Genomic DNA, 16,782 nt, shown 5'->3' with positions numbered 1-16,782 from the left:
AGCCGCGCCCTGCGACGTCAGTGGCTGGGCGCGGCAGCCGCTTCTTTTCCAGCCTCGGCCTTCTCGCCCTCGACGATCTTGACCGAACGGGGCGTGCCATTGCCATTCTGCTCGCGAATATCTGCCTTCGACAGATAATCCAGCTGCTCGATCAGCACATCCTCGACCACCTCGTCATCGAGCCTCTTGTTCAGCCCCTCGCGGATGCGCTGCTTGAAAGCCTCGGGATCGAAGGTGGAAATATTGGCGATGTTGACCATGGAAGAACCCGCCAGAAGCGTGAACAATTCGTCGGTCATCAGCTGCGTGGCCGGCAATTCGATCTTCGCCATCTTGTCCTTGTCGACACGCAGCGAAATACGGCTGAGGAAATAACCGTTCACCCCGCCATCATTGATGACGGGAATGGTGATGCTTTCACCCTTGACCAATTGCAGATTGGTCTTTTTCTCGCCCGCCTCATCTCCCGGCGCCGTCGCCATCTGGACGGAGAAATACACCGCGCCGAGCGTGACGGCGCAAACCCAGACGCCGGTGAGAAGAAGCTTCAACATCAGGAGGCGGCACCGTACATGAACTGTTCCTGCGAATAGGTGCCGTCCGTATCGGCTTCCTGGATGGCGTTCTTGAGCAGGTCCGCAACAGCGCGAACCGCGTTCAGATGCGCCTCGACGCGGCTGGCATTGGTCGCGAGCTTGGACTTGATGCCCTTCACCTGCTCCAGATAACCACCGGCGATGTCTTCGCGCGGTGTGTCGCGAAACAGCATGGTGAGTTCATACAGGCAACGGCTTTTATGGGCGTTGGAAACCTTGAAGTCGAATTGCGGATCCTTACCGATATTATCGTTCTCATTGTCGATGATCATCTCAAGGCGGCCGAGAACGGATTGGATACGGTGGTCGTTCGACATAAGGTCCATGCTTGTCTCCTCGTTAAGGTTTTTCATTCTCAAGCCTCGTCCGTTTTATCATTGGAAACGCCGAGGACCTGCCGCTCGAACTCCGCCACCATCCGAATTGCAGCATTATGGTCTTTTTCATTCATCGACACGTCGGTGATGCCTTTGCTTTCGGCTTTCCTCAACGCATCCTTGTAGGCCTGTTCGGCTATGCCGACGCCGCCATTTCTGGAGATCGTGTCGGCAAACTGTTCCGCCATCATGCTCTTCCAGATTTCGCCGGCATTACCCTTGCCATACACTTCCTCGCTGTCTTTCGGCAGCATGTTGGCAACGAAGGTCTGGAGAACCGAGGCTTCATATTTCCGGTAAGTCTCAGGAATCTCCGTGCGCGCGGAGCGAATATTGGTGTCGCCAAGGCCCGCCTTCGAAGAGGCGCCATCCAGCATATCAACGGCGGCGCCAAAGCCCTTGCCCGCATCTGCAAGGCTGGTTGCGGCGAAGGCCGCCTTGTTCGCTTTGAGTTTTTCCTGGGCGATCTGTACTTCCTGGGGGTCCGCAGCGCGCACCACATCCATCACCAGATCACTTATCACCGATATCGCCACGTCCCGATCTCCCGAGCTGACGAACGTGTGGCATGGAAGCCGACGCGTCCGTTCAATCAAGAAACATCGCCGGAGACGTCTTTCGAACGCCCGCGATGCAACAATGGAACGGACTATGGATCGCCAACCTTGCTGGAGGCTGGTGTCCGGGATGCGTTTGTCATTTCAAGCAGATCATAGATTGCATTGTCGTCGGCTTCGCGGTCCTCGAGATCGCGGGCAATGTGCATTCTGTCCTCAAGCCGGTCTGCCTTGGTCTTTTCCTTCAGCACCTTGTTTTCCTGCAATTGCTGCACGCCGGCAAGCTGGCGGTCCTTGACGACAAGGCGGCCGTAACGATCCGAATAATGTCTGGAAAACGTCTGATGTACCGGCTCCATGGAACTCATGGCCTCCAGCACGTTATCCATGGATTGCGCCACTTCGGTACGCACGCGGGTGGTATCGGCCAGTTCCACCTCGGCCATTTTTTCCATGTGGCGCTGGACCGTTACCAGACGCTTGAGTTTTGCCGAGCGCTTGTCCGAAGCCATGGCTTTCTCCAGATCAAAAACCGATGAAGACCGGGCCGAAACCGTCCACGAACTGACGGATGAGGGCCGCGACCGACAAATAAAGCATGAAAAGACCGCCCGCCAGAACGAAAGGCGTCGAGATGAAGTAAACCGGAATCTGTGGCGCCAGCTTGTTGATGAGACCGACCGCAACGTTGAACATCAGGCCGTAGATCACGAAGGGGCTGGCAAGCCGCAGCATGATGGAGAACGATGCCCTGAGCGTATCGGTGAGCGTGATCAGCATCTTCTGGCCGCTGATAAGCGCCCCGACCGGCGTGGCGGTATAGGAATCAACCAGCGCTTTAAGGACGATATGGTGGAAATCCAGCATGAACAGCACCAGCAGGCCGCCGAAGGTGATGAAGTTGGATATCTGGTTTTCCTGCACCTCTTCGATGACATCCGCACCGCCTGGGGCGCTGAGACCGATGGAGGCGCCTATGAGCGCACCCGTGAACTGGAAACCGAGCGTGTAAAACCGCGCGATCAAGCCATACATCGCACCGATGACGACCTCGGTGAAGATGAGGCCGACGACCGTGGCCTGGCTTGCGCCGGAGACTTTCGGATAGATCGTATCCCACAGCACCGGCAGAAGCGCCATGGACACCGCAACGCACAGCAGCATGCGGATTTGCGGTGATATGCGCGAGCTGGAAAAGCCCGGCATGGTCATGAAACAGGCGCCGATACGGCAAATGGCAAGGAACAATGCGATAATTGTCCCTTGCGGGTCGGTTATCATGAAATGGCGCCCAGGATCTTGATCTCCAGCCCCTTGGCCAGTTCCACATGTGAAAGAACCGGTAGGGTCGCAAAGAGTCGCTCGATAATCATGCGCACATAGGACCGCGTTTCCGGCGAGGTTACAAGGACAAAGGGCAGTCCGCGATCCATGAATTCACGGATAACTTTCGAAGCCTGCTCCGAAAACTCCTCGAGATGGCGGGGATCGATATCGAATTCGACGATTTCGCCCTTCTGGTCGCGCTTCAGCGCCTGATGGAAGACCATGTCCCACTTGTTGCCGAGGCGCAGGACACGCAGCACGCCATTGTCGGCGAGATCGCCGCAGAGCTGCTGCGACATGCGCACCCGCACATGTTCGACGATCTGTTCCGTCTTGCGCACATGCGGTGCAAGTTCCGCGACGGCTTCCAGAATGAGATGCAGGTTGCGGATCGACACGCGTTCGGCGAGCAGCAATTTCAGAACCGCCTGCAGACCGGAATAGGACATATGCGACGAGCAGATTTCGTCGGCCAGCTTCTTGTATTCCGGATCGAGCCTGTCGATCAGGATCTTGACGTCCTTGTAGGACAGAAGCTGCGGCAGGTTGTTGCGAATGACTTCGCTCAGATGCGTCAGCACGACAGAGACGTTGTCAATCGGATGGAAACCTTCGCGCTTCAGATCCTCGGTAAAGGTTTCAAGGATCGAGACGGCCGGCATGCCGAATGCTGGTTCGCGGATTTCGTCGCCGGGAATGCTCGGCTTGCGTCCTGCCCCGGTCACCACGAGAACATCGCCGACACGTAGATTGCTCGACGCGATGGTCGTGCCGTGGACGCGGATCTGGTAAGCCTTTTCCGGGATCATGATGTCGTCGGAGACCTTGATCTCCGGCACGACGAAACCGTATTGGGTCGCAAATTTCTTACGCATCTTGCCGACGCGGAAGGCCAGTTCCTGATGCGCGCCGAGAAGGCGGGTGGAAACCTGCTTGCCGAGCGCCAGCTCGATCTCGGCGGTTTTCAGCACCTGCTTGACCGAATCCTTTTCCGCTTCGGTGGTCTGGAGAACCTTGTTCGCCTCCTCCTGACGGCGGAGCGCGTTTTCGGCTTCGGCCTGGCGCGGAATATACCAGCTGCCGAAGGCCATGATGCCGCCGAGGAAGATAAAGGGCAGGAAGGGAAGACCCGGAATAATCGCCAGCAGTCCCATCAGCATGGCCGAGACCATCAAAGCGCGCGGATAGCCGCTCAGCTGATTGACGACGGCCTGATCCGTCGAGCCGGCGGTACCGCCGCGCGACACCAGAAGGCCGGCCGCCAGCGAGACGATAAGGGCCGGGATCTGCGAGACGATACCATCACCGACCGAAAGCTTGACGAAAACATCCGCCGCTTCGCCGATCGGCATGCCGTGGCGGAAGTAACCGATGATGATGCCGCCGAAAATATTGATCGCGGTGATGATGAGGCCGGCGATCGCATCGCCGCGGACGAATTTCGAGGCACCGTCCATCGAGCCGAAGAAGGAGCTTTCCTCTTCCAGTTCGCGGCGACGGCGCTGCGCTTCCTTTTCATCGATGATGCCGGCGGACAAATCCGCGTCGATCGACATCTGCTTGCCGGGAATGGCATCCAGCGTGAAGCGGGCGCCAACTTCGGCGATACGCGTAGCACCCTTGGTGATGACGATGAAGTTGACGGTGATCAGGATCAGAAAGACGATCAGACCGATGACGAAGTCGCCCGACATGACAAGGCTGGAAAAGCCGGCAATCACGCCACCCGCCGCCGTCGGTCCCTCGTTGCCATGCGAAAGAATGACACGCGTCGTCGCAATGTTCAGCGACAGGCGGATCATGGTCGCGATCAGCAACACGGTCGGGAAAGACGAGAAATCCAGCGGCCGCTGGATCCACAGTGCCACCATCAGGATGAGGACGGAGAGCGCGATGGAAAAGGCCAGCCCGATATCCACCAGCATGACCGGAATGGGCAGGAACAGAACGCAAAGGATCGCAATGATGCCCAATGCGAAACCGATATCCCGCATGCTCGGACTTACCTTGGGCAAGGAGATGACTGGTGGTTGCGCCATAAAATCGTCCTGTCTCTTCATGAGAAGGGCGACGGAAAAGCCGCCGCACGGTTCGCGGCACCGGCTTTTCGAAATTGCGCGCGCAATTCGGTCCGATGCTTCAGCCTATCACTAGTCGCTGAAGCTTGCGCGAGGGTGGCATCCGCAGCGCGCGGATATCAGAAGCCGGACTGGACGCGCGAAAAGACGAGATTGGAAAAAAGGGCGATCTGCGCACCCACGAAGGGGGCGGCGATGCCAAGCACGAGCATGATCGTGACGATTTTGGGAACAAATGTCAGCGTCATTTCCTGAACCTGGGTCAGGGCCTGTATGAAGGCAATGGCGACACCGACGATCATGGCGGCCAGAACGGCCGGACCGGCCGCGACGAGAACAGTCCAGACTGCTGCCTGCATGATATCAAGCGCATCGGCCTCGTTCATCGTCGCATCCTTTATTCAGAAGGGCGGCATCATACCGCCCCTACATTATCACGAATCGGCAGGCTTATCCGAATCGGTACCACCTTCAGGTTTAGTCTCGATCGGGCCGTTCGAGAAGCTCACACCGGCCTGCAGCAGCACTTTGTCACCAGCTTCGGTAATGGCGACAACGCCGTCCGAATAGACCTCGACTTCCTTCACCACACCGGTAACCTTGTCGTCGGCGCTTTTGACCGTCTTGCCGACCAGATCGGAAGCGCGCGTCAGGGCTTCGGCCTGCAGCATGCTCTTCAGATGGGTGTTGGTCTTGATCGTCTGCTCAACCTGCGAGAAGCTTGCCAGCTGCGACATCTGCTGACCGGCATCCATCGGGCTGGTCGGATCCTGGTTCTTCATCTGGGCGATGAGGAGCTTCAGAAAGCTGTCGTAGTTCAGCGAAGCTGCGTTCTTGTCATTGCTGCTCGCCCCGGCATTGGCCCAGGGGTTAGAGGCTGCCGAGTTGACTGCATCTACCGCCATGGTGCGATCTCCTTGCGAATCTGTTCGATCGTTGCGGGGGTCATTTCCTGATTGTTGAGGATTTTTTCCTCGGTCGGATAAAGACCGCGAATGGCCTTCAGCGCCTCAAAAGCCTTGCCCGAGGCAACCAGCCCGTCGATCCGCTTGAGTTCCGCCAATATCTCATCATGCTGGAAGCAGTTCAGCAGCATGCTCACGGACTTGCGGAACATGTTCGTAGACTGTTCACGCCCTTCCGGGTTGATGAGGATCATCTGCGCGATGAAATAAAGCTGCCTCAGCGGCGTTGTCGCCTGCTCCGGCTGCAGCACGTGGTTTTCAAGCAGGAACGTGACATCGTTCAGGAATTCGAGCGCCACCTTGCGATCCACCCGCAAAACCGCACCGTTGATGAAAATCTTTTCGCCTGATTTCAGCGAGATTCGAAGTGTACTTTTCATTTCAGTCCATCCCTGATGATGGTTGTCACGTCAATTATGCCCTGGAAATTCGTCGACTGACGTTTCCGGATCAGTTCGCACTCTTTCAAAATCCAGATCGCGATCGAGATCAGATTGGCCCTCAGCTCCATAGCCAGTTGGTTGTCCGGCTGCTTGAGGTCCTCAATGAAGCGGATCCAGACCCGCCGAGTGTAAAAAAGTGCTTCGATCGTATGGCGCTGGGAGGACGAATCCTTCGCTTCCACAAGCAATTCGATCGATTTGGTCAACGCCTGTCGCTCGCGATCCTTCGCGTCTGCGACACCATCCTCCATGATTTCGGCGTAGGAAAACTGGTACATTCATGTATCCTTTATCTGCCGCCACCCCTGTTCATCAGAGGTAGTTCACCAGACTCATTTTTTGCAGACGCGACGTCAGGCTGTAGGCGATTTCGATCTGCTGCTGCAGCAGGTCGAGACGGGTCTTCGCTTCGTAGGTATCGATACCTTCGATATCCAGCAGATGCGTCTCGATGATCTTCTTCTGCGCCGCCAAAGAGTCGTTCGACTTCTTGACACGTTCCTGAGAGAGACCGAGGCCGCTGGCCTGCTGGTTCAAACCGTCGATTGCGGTACCGATTGTCGTAACCGCGCGGGTGGCGACAGCTTCACGGACATCGCTCGGAACCTTGTCATCAAGGAAGGTCATCGCCGTCATTGCCGTCATCGCGAAATAACGCATGCCCTGCGAATTGCTGTTGGTCGATGTCTCGATCACTTCGTTCTGGCTGATCCGGCTCGTCATGTTGGTGTCGCTGGCCTTGGAGCCGAACGTCGTCCAGAAATCAACGTTCTGACCGGTGGCAAGACTGCTATGCGGCGGATTGGTGACCGTCGTGGTGCCGTTGAATACGCCTTCCATATGGGTCATGAATGCGTTGACCTGATCCTTGGACAGGTTGGCGATGCTTCCGACCGGCGGCGTCTGCGTCGCCATGAAATGGTTCAGCTCATCATTATAAGCGGTCTTCAGCGTCGAACCATCGGCGAAATAGTCATCGACCGGCTTCACATCCGTATTCGTACCGGAAAACAGATATTCGCCATCAACGGCAGTGTTCGCGAAGCTGGTGAAATTGTTGAGCGCATTGGTGATTTTCTGGTTGACGGTGGCAAGCGTGGGCTGCGCGCTGCTCGTATTAGGCACCAGAACGCCGAGGATTTCCTGGGCGGCCTTTGCCATGCCGTCCAATGCGGTCTGCGACGATTCAAGACGTTGCGTCGCAAAGGAATTGACCGTGACAAGCGACGAAATCCGCTCCACATCCCGATTGAGATCGAGGCTGCGGGCCGTATTCGCGCCGAGCGTGACGCCGAGATCCGCATGCTTGCCCGTTGTCAGTTCGGTATTGAGCTTGGTCATCTCAAGCTGGGCCTTGAGGATGGTGCTGCGCATGCTGTTCTGCATCGCCAGCGATGAAATGAATGACGTTTTCATCTTTTACCTCACCATGTCCATCAAGGACTTGAGCATTTCATCGACGGTGGTCACCAGCTTGGTGGCTGCCTTGTAAGACTGCTCGATATCCATGAGCAACGACAGCTCCTCATCCAGGCTCACCGCCGTGTTGTTCGAATAGGAGGCCGCGGAGCGCTCATAGAGCGCACTTTTCGCTTCGTTCGCCGAAGTCGCGCCGGATCGTTCCTGTTCGAGCCAACCCATCGAGTTGGTGCCGTATTTCAAGATGCTGGTATTCGTATCGATACGTGTCGACGCGGCAAAATTCATGGGCGCGTCGAATGCGGTCACATAGCTGTCGATCAGGGCGGAAAAGCCAGTGCCGCCCGTAGCTGTGGTATTGACAATATAAGCGGTACCGTTGATGCCGCCGTCGCGCAACAATTCCGGGTTTCCACCTTTCGAAATAATTAACGCGGAGTTGACGTTAATGCTGGCAGCAAGTCCCGGAACGATAACGCCAGCGGGAGGAATTTCGCTTGTGGCCGTTGCTCCCGCCCATGTGAAGAGGCCAGGTTTCGCCGTCAGGGGCGTCGCGGGCGGTGCCGGCTGCGTGATCGGCTTTTCCGCAAACATGGAGATCAGGCCACGGGCGATTTCGTCGAGCTGGCTTTGCATGGTCGGCGCCAGATCGTCGCGAACCTGCATCAGACCCTGCAGTGATCCTTCCGCCGTCGTGTTGCTGCCATTGCCGGCCTTGAGCGCCACGCCGTCCACATAGATCGCATTGCCAGTGGTCGTCGCATCGTAGCCCGGCTGCGCCTTGAAGGTGACCTTGCGCGGCACCACCTCGAAGAGGGTCGCGCCTTCCGTCGTGTAAAGCGCCACATCGTTGTTTGGACGATTGACGACATTGATGCCGATGATGGACGAAATGTCCTTCAACAGGGTCTCACGCTGATCAAGGGCGTCGCTCGGATCACCGCCGATCGCCGTCTGCGCCTTGACCTCGTTATTGGCTTCCTCGAATTTTGCAAGCAGGCCGTTCAGCTTGTCGACCTGAAGGGAGATTTCCTTGTCGGCACGCAGACGCATCGCCTGCAATTCGGAAGACGCCTTGTTCAGGGAACTGGCGACATCCGCAGCCGAGGTCACAGCCGTTGCCGCAAGGGCAGCATTGCTCGGCTTGGCGGCGTAACCGCTCAGGCTCTTCAGCAATTCCTTCATGTAGGTGGACGGCGAACTTTCATAATTGTTGCCGCCGAAAATGCTCTTCATCTCCTCAAGGCCGGTCAGAACGGTGTTCTGACCGGTGGCCAGCGAGGCGCTGGAGATCGTCTGCCTGAGAAGACTTTCATTCTGGGCACGGCCATTGGAGACGATACTCGCTCCGGCCATGGTCGTGCCGAGAATGGCGGTTCGCTTGACGTAATTCGCATTGCCGACATTGGCAATATTCTTCGAAGTAACGTCTGTCTGCTTACCTGTATTATTGAAAATCGACTGCGCAGTATTCATTGCTGACGTGAGCGACATTCATCTGTCCTCGTAGGAATTACTATCTCTTCAGATTGATCAGGACATCCATCAAATCCGATCCAGTCTGGAAGACCTTCGAATTCGCGGTATAGATACGCTGGGATTCAATCATGTCGGTGAGTTCACTGGCGATATCGACGTTTGAGCCTTCCAGTGCACCCTTCTGGATGTAACCGAAGCTGCCCGTCTGCGCGAAACCGATGGTAACGACGCCCGACTCGTTGCTGGGCAGATAGACGTTGCCGTTCTGCGGGCTGAGGTTGTCGACGCTCGGCACGGTTGCCAGCGCCAGCTGGTAGATGTTGCGGCGGCCACCATCCTGGTAAACCGCGGTCACCACACCGTCCTTGCCGATTTCGACATCCTTGATCTGGCTCGGACCATTACCGTTCAGGATCGCGGTGCCGGGCGTGAACTTCGAGGAGAACTGCGTCATTTCGGACAGATCGATCTTGATCGACTGCGCTACGCCGCTGACCTGGTCGTCGATGGTGATGGATGTCGGAGATGCAGGGGTTCCGGTTTTCAGCTTGTTGGTCGCCGGATCGAAGACCAGCGTTACCTTCTCCTGCACCAGATTTGCAGCCGGTGTTGCCGTATACGGGAAACCGCCATTCGTCGACTGATCCTGACGATAGACCGACACTTCCCATTGCGGATTGCCGGACGTGTCATTGTCGATGCGCGTATAATAGAAATCGTAAAGGACTTTGGCACCACCGCTGTCGAATGCCGTCAGCGATGTCTTTGCGCCGATCTTTGCGGTTGCGACGTTGTCACTGGGGCGCGAACCCGTCGGTACGATTGCTTCGTCACGATTAAGGTTGGCCGGGAAGCTACCCTGCGTCGAGGGCGACGCCGTCAGACCGAAGTTGTTGACGTTGATGGCCTCAAGACCTGTAAAGCCGTTAACGACGGCAGCCGGTGGGTTGGAGCCGTAGGGGTAACCCATCAGCTGGAAGCCCGCTGCGTTTTCCAGATAACCTTCGGCATTCTTCACGAAGGAACCGGCGCGTGTGAGGTAAGGCGTGCCTGCACCATCCTGAACCACGAAGAACCCGTTGCCCTGGATGGCAAGATCGGTGCTCGAGGTGGTGTAGGAGAGGTTGCCCTGCTCCGAAATGCTGTAGCGTACGTTGGACTGCACGCCGCCGGAGGCATAGCTGCCCGACGAAGAGGGCAGAACGAGCGAGGAGAACGACGTCGATGCGCGCTTGTAGCCGGTGGTGCTTGCGTTGGCGATGTTGTCGCCCACGGTGCCCAGCTTGTTCGCCTGCGCATTCATGCCGGACACACCGGTTCGCATAGTGCCGAAAATACTCATTCAAAAACCCTCGTGGTCATCTTTCAGGGAGAAGGTAAAGCGTTTGGCTTGCGTGAAGCTGTCTGAAATACCGCGTTTGAAAAAGACCACGCGGGTCAATGAAGATCATTGCCAATCAATGCTGTAGCCGAGGAACCGCTTGGAATCGACCGGGTCGTAGCCGAGCTTCTTGCGCAGTTTCTTGCGCAGCTTGCTGATGTGGCTTTCGACGACATTCTCTTCGACGTCGTCATCGAAGATGCCGTAGATGGCATTGAAAATCTGCGTCTTGGAGACGCGTCGTCCGCGATTGGCGATCAAATATTCCAAGATGCGGCGCTCGCGGCGCGGCAAGGGAAATACTTCACCACCGACTTCCGGATCACGGCCATCGGAGAAAACCCGGATAGGTCCGGCATCGGTGAAGTTGGAGATGACCTGCAGCCGGCGACGGATCGCCGCCGCACGCGCCAGGATTTCACGGGGGTGAACCGGTTTGCGCACGACATCGTCGACGCCGCTGTCGAACAGTGCCAGCGTCGATTCCAGCGAGGGCTGGTCGCTGACCGCGATAACCGGCGCCGTCGTGCGATCCCTGATCGCCTTCGGCAAAGAGAAGCTCCGGTCGCCCTGGCCGATCAAAAAGGCCTCCACGGCCGCAAGATCGCTTTCCGCCGCCGTCGAGACCCATTCCCCGAATTCAACCGGATCGAACCCGGTTGAGGGGATGCCCTCACGCCCAAATAGAGATGTATAGCCGTCTTTAACGAGCTCGCGCTCATCAACCACTACGATCATTCGTCCGCCTCCGAATCAGTGTGGTGTTTTCCAATGAGGCATTGATAAGAATCGGGGGATTCAGCGACAACTGTAGGAAATCATCGATAGTTATTAATAATTGATTAACTATTTTGTGCCGATTTGATCTATATATAGTGGTTGTTAACCATATATGGCACAAAATTTTTGTGTAAAAATTTTAAAAATCCGAAAAAACCGCTTGCAACGCCTTTTTTTGATCAATCTATCGCCACATTTCAAATTACGAGTCCTACGACCCTTAAAGACAATTTCAGGTTGTTATCCGTCGCAGAAATTTTTCGCGTTGGCAGTCCATTTTCCGTAACCGGTCGCCACCAGATTGGCGATGACCCGACAGACATATTTCTTCTGCGCGGGGTCATTGTTCGGACCGGCATGGTAACGGGCAACCGCCATGGTCCAGGTTTCATGCCTGTTATGGAGGTTGCGCAGGAACATGGCGGCATATTCGACATTGCGGCGCGGGTCGAACATTTCGCGCGCGGATGTGAAGTTTTCGCCGTGAAAATAGTGGTTTATCTGCATGCATCCGAGGTCGATCAGCTTGGCGCCATTGCGCTTCGCCGCCTCGAAAGTGGTCAATGCCTCCTCCGTGGATGCGGCAAATACCGGTTTTCCTTCAATATTCATGGCATTGGGGTCAAGCCGCCCCTTACGGCCCGTCTCGGTCAGGCCAACGGAATAGAGAATTCCCTCCGGCACGCCATATTTGCGGGCGGCGGACTGGATTTCCCTTTCACAGACACCTGATGTTGCCGAAGCCGAGGCTTTTTCAGAGGTAGACGCCATTGTCAGCAGAAGAACGGCCAGAGCCGAGAGCGCCATCCATGCCTTCATTATGCACCCCCAAATTATCACCATTGCCTTGCCGGCCATCGCGTGCGCCGGACTCGTCACGGTTGCGGCCCGCAGCTGCCTGCTGGCCCTGCTGCTGCGCCTGCTGATTTTGCTGATTGTTGCCTTGTGTGCCCGTTTGGTCACTCTTGTCGGAAGAAGAGATGCTGATGGTGATGTTATCGACCGTCAGACCCTGCGCTTTCAGGCCATCAAGAATGCTCTTGCTGTCTTCCTGAAGCTTTTTATAGGCCGCAACGCTCTCCACCGTCATGTGAACGGCGAGCTCGTCACCGGCCAGACGCAGTGACATCGTCACCGATCCAAGCTCGATCGGCGTCATATGCAGCTTCAGCGTATGGACAACCTTGCCTGTGCTGCTCTGGGCAGCGGCGTTGGAAAGCGCCGAACCGGGCTGCATGGCGCTGACCCATTCCGGATCATTGGCGATGAGACCGGTCAGTGCCGATGCGTTGGTCGATGGCGCCAGGCCGATAAACCGCCGTGAATCGAGCACTGTTATGGTATCGGCCGCCTTGCCGGTGCTTTCCCGGGCATCAAACTCAACGCGGCCTTCACGCTGAACCGTGCTCATATCGAGTGCACGGGACGTGCCGGAGCGCGCGGAGGCGAAGCGGAATGCCGAAGCACCGTTTTCACTATCCGAGCCGGATTCGGCCTCATTGCCAGCAAGCTCGGCTCGTGTTGGCATGTCCTTGGGCGAAGGCTCCGTCTTGCCACGGACAGTCTCGGTCCTGTCGGACTTGACCGGATCGGCCTTGCCGGCGATCGCCTGCGCGATTTCCTCAAGCGGTGTCTTGGCTGTTGCGATATCGCCGACATTGGTCGCGATCTTATTCAGATCCGCCAGTTTCGGATCAATGGCATCCACCGTCGTTTCCGTATCCTTGTCGGCGTCGTCCTTGAGCTTCTTGCCGGTCTTGCCGTTTTCGACCGATGTGCGCGCCGGTTTCCCCGCGTTCTGAAGTTCGCCTGCCATCTCATGGCTGCGGCCTTCTGCGGAATGGTCGTTGCCGATTACATTCAGGAAGGTCGAAGGCCGCTTCACCGGCGTCTTCGTTTCCTCTTCGCCACCTTCTGGCTGCGCGTGCTGCTCCTCAGCCGAACCTGCTTCCTGCTGATGGCGGGAATGCGGTGCCTGCGTTGGGCGCTCATCGCGAACGGTGGACAGGGCCTCGCCGAAACTTCCGCCCTTGGCATCGTCCCTGACAGCGGCGCTGCCGGCACGCGGATCATTATACGGCGCATTCACTATCGCGTTGATGGTTCCGTCGATCATGGTGCCCCCTCGCCTTTCTTCAACAGGCTGTCGATTTCATCAAGCTTGCTGCGGCCGCTCGTTACGAGTTGCCGCACATCCTCGCCCTCATCGTCCGCCTTGTGGGTTTCAACCCGCCATATGCTCTTTTCGCCAGTGCCAGCTGCCCCATTCGAGGATGGGTTCTGTCTGGCATCCTGCTCGGTAGTCGCAGCGCCGACCTCGGCGCCGGGCTGCCCCGGCTGTAACGAGGGTGGGCGAACCACTTGCTCGGCGATCGCCCTTGCTGCATCCCGCAGCGCCCTGTCGCGATCTGAAAGCTGCCCTTCGGGGATCTGCACGATTGTCTCAATCGCACTCACCACATCGGGCGTGCCGATGTTGGAAAGGCTTTCATAAAGATTTGCCTGCGCTTCCGGCTGGTCCGGCAGGGCGGGAGACAGAGCTTTCGCCTTCAGCGCCGCCATGCGTGCCAGCCCGTCCTTGCCGCTGATTGCCGCCACACGGGAGAGACGCAGATAGGCTTCCTTCTGCCTCTCCGTGTCCATCATGGCGAATGTTTCCTGTATCGATTCCTCGCTGATGGAATCCGCCCGCTTGACCACCAGCGAGACCAGAAGATCGGCAAACTGGCTGGCATAGGGGGAATGCAGGAAGCGCCGCGCGTAACGCTGCGCATAATCAACACCGCGCGCCGCATCACCGTCTTCGACCGCAATCGCCAGAGAGCGACGAAGGGCAGCCTCCTCGACGATGGTGCCTGGCGCTTCGAGCCGGGCTATGTCGTAGAAACCGAGGGCCGCCAGCGGATCACGCGGGATCGTCACATTGCCGCCGATCAGTGCCAGATAGGCGCCGATCCGCGTACCGCGGTATTCGGGCACCATGGCTGCAATGCTCTGCGCCACCAGCGTTCCCTTGCCCGAGAGGTACTTGCGCAGGATATCGGCGACGCGACTGTCGAAATTGCCGTCCACATCGCGCGCGACCAGCAATTCCAGCGTCGCCGGATTGCCGCCGCTCATGGCATAGACAAGCGCCGCATCGACATTGCGCGGGTCCTTGAAGATCGCCGACGGTGCACTTTTAAGCCGCTCATCGATCGTCTGGAGCAGGAAGCGCTGCATTTCCGTTGCCGAATGGTCGCCCATGGCAACCGAATCCTGCACGAATTGCAGGGAGCGTAACATGGCATAGGGCATGAGGCTGTCTTGCGATTGCGAGAATGCCTTGATCGGCTCGGCACCGAGACCGCAAAGCGTCGCCGCGAGAAAAAGCCAGCGTTTCGAGGATTTCGTCACACTCACCCCCGATCGGCCTCAAGCAGGATTTCGATACGGCGGTTAGCATCCGCCAGAGGGTCTGCCGGCACCTGCAATCTGCGATCCGCAAAGCCCGAAACCTGTTTCACCCGCTCTTCCGACAGGCCGCCACGCACCAGCATGTAATAGGCGCTGTGCGCGCGATCCATGGAGAGCCGCCAGTTGTCATTGGCTTCACCCTTGAACTGCCGTCCGTCGGTGTGGCCGCGGATCACCACGCTGCCGCCACGCTCCTGAAGCAACTTGCCGATCTTTTCCATGGCCAGAACCATTTCACCCCGGGGTACGGCCGACCCGACGTTGAACATCGGCGTCTCCGACTGGTCGGAAATGGTCAGCAGCAACCCGCCTTCGGCCGGCGTCACCACCAGGCCTTCAGAGAGCCTGCCGGTAATGCCTGAAATCTGCTTTTCGATTTCTTCGCGCAGCGTGTCGGCTTTTTGCCATTCGGCGTCAGTGGGTTGCTTCTCATCCGCGGCTTGTTTCTCATCCGGCTGAGATTTTACGAGCGCGCCCTGCTCGGTGGCGTCCGGGCGCTGCTGCGGCACAACGGCGGCAATTTCCATCGGCTTGCCGTCTTGCGAATGATCAGCGGGCTTTTGAGACGCTGCAGCTAACACCGCTTCGGCATCCTTGTCCGCATCCTGCTGCTTCTCGGCCGTCTGCTGCGGCTCCGTCGGGTTCTGCTGTTGGTCGGCGCGGGTGATCTTCACCTGCTGGGTCCAGAAATCGGGATCGAAGGGATCACGATAGGCTTCACCACCGCTTGCGCCGGTCGCCGGGCCGGAATCGGCAGCACCGCCTTCGCCCTTGGCGCTGACATTGGCCTGCTGCCCAACCTGCTGGGCGATTTCCGCCAGCACGGAATAAGGGTTCTCGAAGAAGTCGGCTTCCGAGAAATTCGACTGTTCGCCAGTCTGGGACGTCAGGTCCTCACCCGTCGCCGCGGCAGAGCCCTGGGTCACCTTTTCCGCCTTGATATTCGACTGGTCCTTTTTCTGGACACCCTCTTCCTTGTCCACGGGCTTTTCCAGCCCCTTGGACGAGGGTTTTTCATCGGACAGTTTTATCGGATTGAAATAGCTGGCGACCGAGGCCTTGGTCTCCTCATTGGCGGCATTGACCAGCCACATGACGAGGAAGAACGCCATCATGGCCGTCATGAAGTCGGCATAGGCGATTTTCCACGCGCCGCCATGGGCGCCATCGTGCCCGCCCTTGTGGCGTTTGACGATGATGATCTCGTTTTTGCCGTGGTGGTGATTTTCGCCTTCACTCATTTCATCACCTTGCGAAGACTGGACGCCCAGGCCGACATGCGGGTCACGAACACGCTTTCACCCAGTTCGACGGAAAGGTCGATGTCCGTGGTCTCGGTAAATTTCATCGTTTCTTCTTCGAAGCCCGGTTGGGCCTTCAAATGTTCGAACAAATCTCTGGGACCTTTGACGACAATCGTGACAGCCTCGCCATCCGGCATGGAAGCGCGCACCATATCCGCCAGCGCCGAAACCGCCTTGAGCGACAGCTCCTCCGTCAGAACCGGGGCAAGGATACCGGCCGTCTGTTCGCTGAGATTGGAAGCGATCGCATCGATGCCCTCACGCAGACCACGGGACAGGAAAACCGCGATCTCCTCGAGATAGACGGAACGCAGGGCCTCCAGTTCGGCCGCATGGGAAGCCACTAAAGCATCCCGCTCGGCCTGCATCTTCTCAGTGATTTCGCGGGTCGCCTCGTCGCGGCCACGGGCATAGGCAGCCTGTTTTTCGCTTTCGACATCGACGGTCTCGAACTCATCGAAACCGGCCGCGACATCGCCGAAACCGGACATGCCCTCGGCATCCGCCAGTGGATCGCCAAACGCCAGCCCGGCGGGCTGGCTGTCACCGAAATCCTTGAGATATCTTGCAATGGAGGCGCTCATGTACGCCCCCGGCAAAACTGGCCAGAGAGGCGAGACA

The 16,782-nt window shown here is 57.6% G+C and carries 19 protein-coding genes; all 19 read right to left on the bottom strand.

What is annotated here, in order from left to right; genetic code table 11:
• Positions 1 to 17 precede the first annotated feature (17 nt).
• The 19 genes from EXN68_RS12895 to EXN68_RS12805 all read right to left on the bottom strand — a co-directional run bounded on the left by EXN68_RS12895 (position 18) and on the right by EXN68_RS12805 (position 16,745).
• Positions 18 to 554 (bottom strand): flagellar basal body-associated FliL family protein, encoded by a 537-nt coding sequence (locus EXN68_RS12895; protein WP_046800608.1) that lies wholly within the window; start codon positions 552 to 554, stop codon positions 18 to 20.
• Positions 554 to 922: a hypothetical protein gene (locus EXN68_RS12890; RefSeq protein WP_046800735.1), complete on the bottom strand. Its 369-nt coding sequence runs from the start codon at positions 920 to 922 to the stop codon at positions 554 to 556. The genes EXN68_RS12895 and EXN68_RS12890 overlap by 1 nt, the downstream gene beginning before the upstream one ends.
• A 29-nt stretch (positions 923 to 951) precedes the next feature.
• A complete protein-coding gene (locus tag EXN68_RS12885) occupies positions 952 to 1,509 on the bottom strand; it encodes a rod-binding protein (protein ID WP_046800607.1) in 558 nt (185 codons plus the stop codon).
• 113 nt (positions 1,510 to 1,622) lie between these two features.
• Entirely contained in the window at positions 1,623 to 2,042 is a 420-nt protein-coding gene (locus tag EXN68_RS12880) for a hypothetical protein (RefSeq protein ID WP_142841158.1), read from the bottom strand.
• 13 nt (positions 2,043 to 2,055) lie between these two features.
• Positions 2,056 to 2,811: a flagellar biosynthetic protein FliR gene (gene fliR / locus EXN68_RS12875; RefSeq protein ID WP_142841156.1), complete on the bottom strand. Its 756-nt coding sequence runs from the start codon at positions 2,809 to 2,811 to the stop codon at positions 2,056 to 2,058.
• Positions 2,808 to 4,895 (bottom strand): flagellar biosynthesis protein FlhA, encoded by a 2,088-nt coding sequence (gene flhA, locus EXN68_RS12870; RefSeq protein ID WP_142841154.1) that lies wholly within the window; start codon positions 4,893 to 4,895, stop codon positions 2,808 to 2,810. The genes fliR and flhA overlap by 4 nt, the downstream gene beginning before the upstream one ends.
• Positions 4,896 to 5,053: 158 nt before the next feature.
• Positions 5,054 to 5,320: a flagellar biosynthetic protein FliQ gene (locus EXN68_RS12865; RefSeq protein WP_142841153.1), complete on the bottom strand. Its 267-nt coding sequence runs from the start codon at positions 5,318 to 5,320 to the stop codon at positions 5,054 to 5,056.
• A gap of 48 nt (positions 5,321 to 5,368) precedes the next feature.
• Positions 5,369 to 5,839 carry a flagellar hook assembly protein FlgD gene (gene flgD / locus EXN68_RS12860; RefSeq protein WP_142841151.1) on the bottom strand — a complete coding sequence of 157 codons (471 nt, stop codon included), beginning with the start codon at positions 5,837 to 5,839 and terminating at the stop codon, positions 5,369 to 5,371.
• Positions 5,830 to 6,279 (bottom strand): flagellar biosynthesis repressor FlbT, encoded by a 450-nt coding sequence (gene flbT / locus EXN68_RS12855; RefSeq protein ID WP_046800601.1) that lies wholly within the window; start codon positions 6,277 to 6,279, stop codon positions 5,830 to 5,832. The genes flgD and flbT overlap by 10 nt, the downstream gene beginning before the upstream one ends.
• On the bottom strand, positions 6,276 to 6,620 hold the full coding sequence (gene flaF, locus EXN68_RS12850) for a flagellar biosynthesis regulator FlaF (protein ID WP_045021979.1): 345 nt from the start codon (positions 6,618 to 6,620) through the stop codon (positions 6,276 to 6,278). Before flaF ends, flbT begins: the two co-directional genes overlap by 4 nt.
• 34 nt (positions 6,621 to 6,654) lie before the next feature.
• Positions 6,655 to 7,758, bottom strand: coding sequence for a flagellar hook-associated family protein (locus tag EXN68_RS12845; protein WP_142841149.1), 1,104 nt, complete (start codon positions 7,756 to 7,758; stop codon positions 6,655 to 6,657).
• Positions 7,759 to 7,761: 3 nt separating this feature from the next.
• Positions 7,762 to 9,255, bottom strand: coding sequence for a flagellar hook-associated protein FlgK (gene flgK, locus EXN68_RS12840; protein ID WP_142841147.1), 1,494 nt, complete (start codon positions 9,253 to 9,255; stop codon positions 7,762 to 7,764).
• A gap of 22 nt (positions 9,256 to 9,277) precedes the next feature.
• Complete coding sequence (locus EXN68_RS12835) at positions 9,278 to 10,582, bottom strand: flagellar hook protein FlgE (protein WP_142841146.1); 1,305 nt, start codon at positions 10,580 to 10,582, stop codon at positions 9,278 to 9,280.
• A gap of 105 nt (positions 10,583 to 10,687) precedes the next feature.
• A complete protein-coding gene (locus EXN68_RS12830) occupies positions 10,688 to 11,359 on the bottom strand; it encodes a response regulator transcription factor (protein ID WP_046800597.1) in 672 nt (223 codons plus the stop codon).
• A gap of 282 nt (positions 11,360 to 11,641) precedes the next feature.
• Complete coding sequence (locus EXN68_RS12825) at positions 11,642 to 12,208, bottom strand: lytic transglycosylase domain-containing protein (protein WP_046800596.1); 567 nt, start codon at positions 12,206 to 12,208, stop codon at positions 11,642 to 11,644.
• Complete coding sequence (gene fliK, locus EXN68_RS12820; RefSeq protein WP_142841144.1) at positions 12,156 to 13,517, bottom strand: flagellar hook-length control protein FliK; 1,362 nt, start codon at positions 13,515 to 13,517, stop codon at positions 12,156 to 12,158. The genes EXN68_RS12825 and fliK overlap by 53 nt, the downstream gene beginning before the upstream one ends.
• Entirely contained in the window at positions 13,514 to 14,803 is a 1,290-nt protein-coding gene (motC, locus tag EXN68_RS12815) for a chemotaxis protein MotC (protein ID WP_142841142.1), read from the bottom strand. The genes fliK and motC overlap by 4 nt, the downstream gene beginning before the upstream one ends.
• The gene (locus tag EXN68_RS12810; protein WP_142841140.1) at positions 14,800 to 16,098 is read right to left on the bottom strand and encodes a MotB family protein; all 1,299 of its coding nucleotides are present in this window, start codon (positions 16,096 to 16,098) and stop codon (positions 14,800 to 14,802) included. Before EXN68_RS12810 ends, motC begins: the two co-directional genes overlap by 4 nt.
• Positions 16,095 to 16,745 (bottom strand): hypothetical protein, encoded by a 651-nt coding sequence (locus EXN68_RS12805; RefSeq protein WP_142841138.1) that lies wholly within the window; start codon positions 16,743 to 16,745, stop codon positions 16,095 to 16,097. The genes EXN68_RS12810 and EXN68_RS12805 overlap by 4 nt, the downstream gene beginning before the upstream one ends.
• Positions 16,746 to 16,782: the final 37 nt, after the last annotated feature.

Source organism: Martinezella rhizogenes (assembly GCF_007002745.1).
Lineage (GTDB): Bacteria > Pseudomonadota > Alphaproteobacteria > Rhizobiales > Rhizobiaceae > Agrobacterium > Agrobacterium cucumeris.
This window is presented reverse-complemented; position numbering and strand designations above follow the sequence as displayed.

Excerpts from the sequence above, each read along its gene's own strand:
- EXN68_RS12895 (WP_046800608.1), bottom strand. The coding sequence starts at position 554 with ATGTTGAAGCTTCTTCTCACCGGCGTCTGGGTTTGCGCCGTCACGCTC.
- EXN68_RS12890 (WP_046800735.1), bottom strand. The coding sequence starts at position 922 with ATGGACCTTATGTCGAACGACCACCGTATCCAATCCGTTCTCGGCCGC.
- EXN68_RS12880 (WP_142841158.1), bottom strand. The coding sequence starts at position 2,042 with ATGGCTTCGGACAAGCGCTCGGCAAAACTCAAGCGTCTGGTAACGGTC.
- fliR (WP_142841156.1), bottom strand. The coding sequence starts at position 2,811 with ATGATAACCGACCCGCAAGGGACAATTATCGCATTGTTCCTTGCCATT.
- flhA (WP_142841154.1), bottom strand. The coding sequence starts at position 4,895 with ATGGCGCAACCACCAGTCATCTCCTTGCCCAAGGTAAGTCCGAGCATG.
- EXN68_RS12865 (WP_142841153.1), bottom strand. The coding sequence starts at position 5,320 with ATGAACGAGGCCGATGCGCTTGATATCATGCAGGCAGCAGTCTGGACT.
- flgD (WP_142841151.1), bottom strand. The coding sequence starts at position 5,839 with ATGGCGGTAGATGCAGTCAACTCGGCAGCCTCTAACCCCTGGGCCAAT.
- flbT (WP_046800601.1), bottom strand. The coding sequence starts at position 6,279 with ATGAAAAGTACACTTCGAATCTCGCTGAAATCAGGCGAAAAGATTTTC.
- flaF (WP_045021979.1), bottom strand. The coding sequence starts at position 6,620 with ATGTACCAGTTTTCCTACGCCGAAATCATGGAGGATGGTGTCGCAGAC.
- EXN68_RS12845 (WP_142841149.1), bottom strand. The coding sequence starts at position 7,758 with ATGAAAACGTCATTCATTTCATCGCTGGCGATGCAGAACAGCATGCGC.
- flgK (WP_142841147.1), bottom strand. The coding sequence starts at position 9,255 with ATGTCGCTCACGTCAGCAATGAATACTGCGCAGTCGATTTTCAATAAT.
- EXN68_RS12835 (WP_142841146.1), bottom strand. The coding sequence starts at position 10,582 with ATGAGTATTTTCGGCACTATGCGAACCGGTGTGTCCGGCATGAATGCG.
- EXN68_RS12830 (WP_046800597.1), bottom strand. The coding sequence starts at position 11,359 with ATGATCGTAGTGGTTGATGAGCGCGAGCTCGTTAAAGACGGCTATACA.
- EXN68_RS12825 (WP_046800596.1), bottom strand. The coding sequence starts at position 12,208 with ATGGCGCTCTCGGCTCTGGCCGTTCTTCTGCTGACAATGGCGTCTACC.
- fliK (WP_142841144.1), bottom strand. The coding sequence starts at position 13,517 with ATGATCGACGGAACCATCAACGCGATAGTGAATGCGCCGTATAATGAT.
- EXN68_RS12810 (WP_142841140.1), bottom strand. The coding sequence starts at position 16,098 with ATGAGTGAAGGCGAAAATCACCACCACGGCAAAAACGAGATCATCATC.
- EXN68_RS12805 (WP_142841138.1), bottom strand. The coding sequence starts at position 16,745 with ATGAGCGCCTCCATTGCAAGATATCTCAAGGATTTCGGTGACAGCCAG.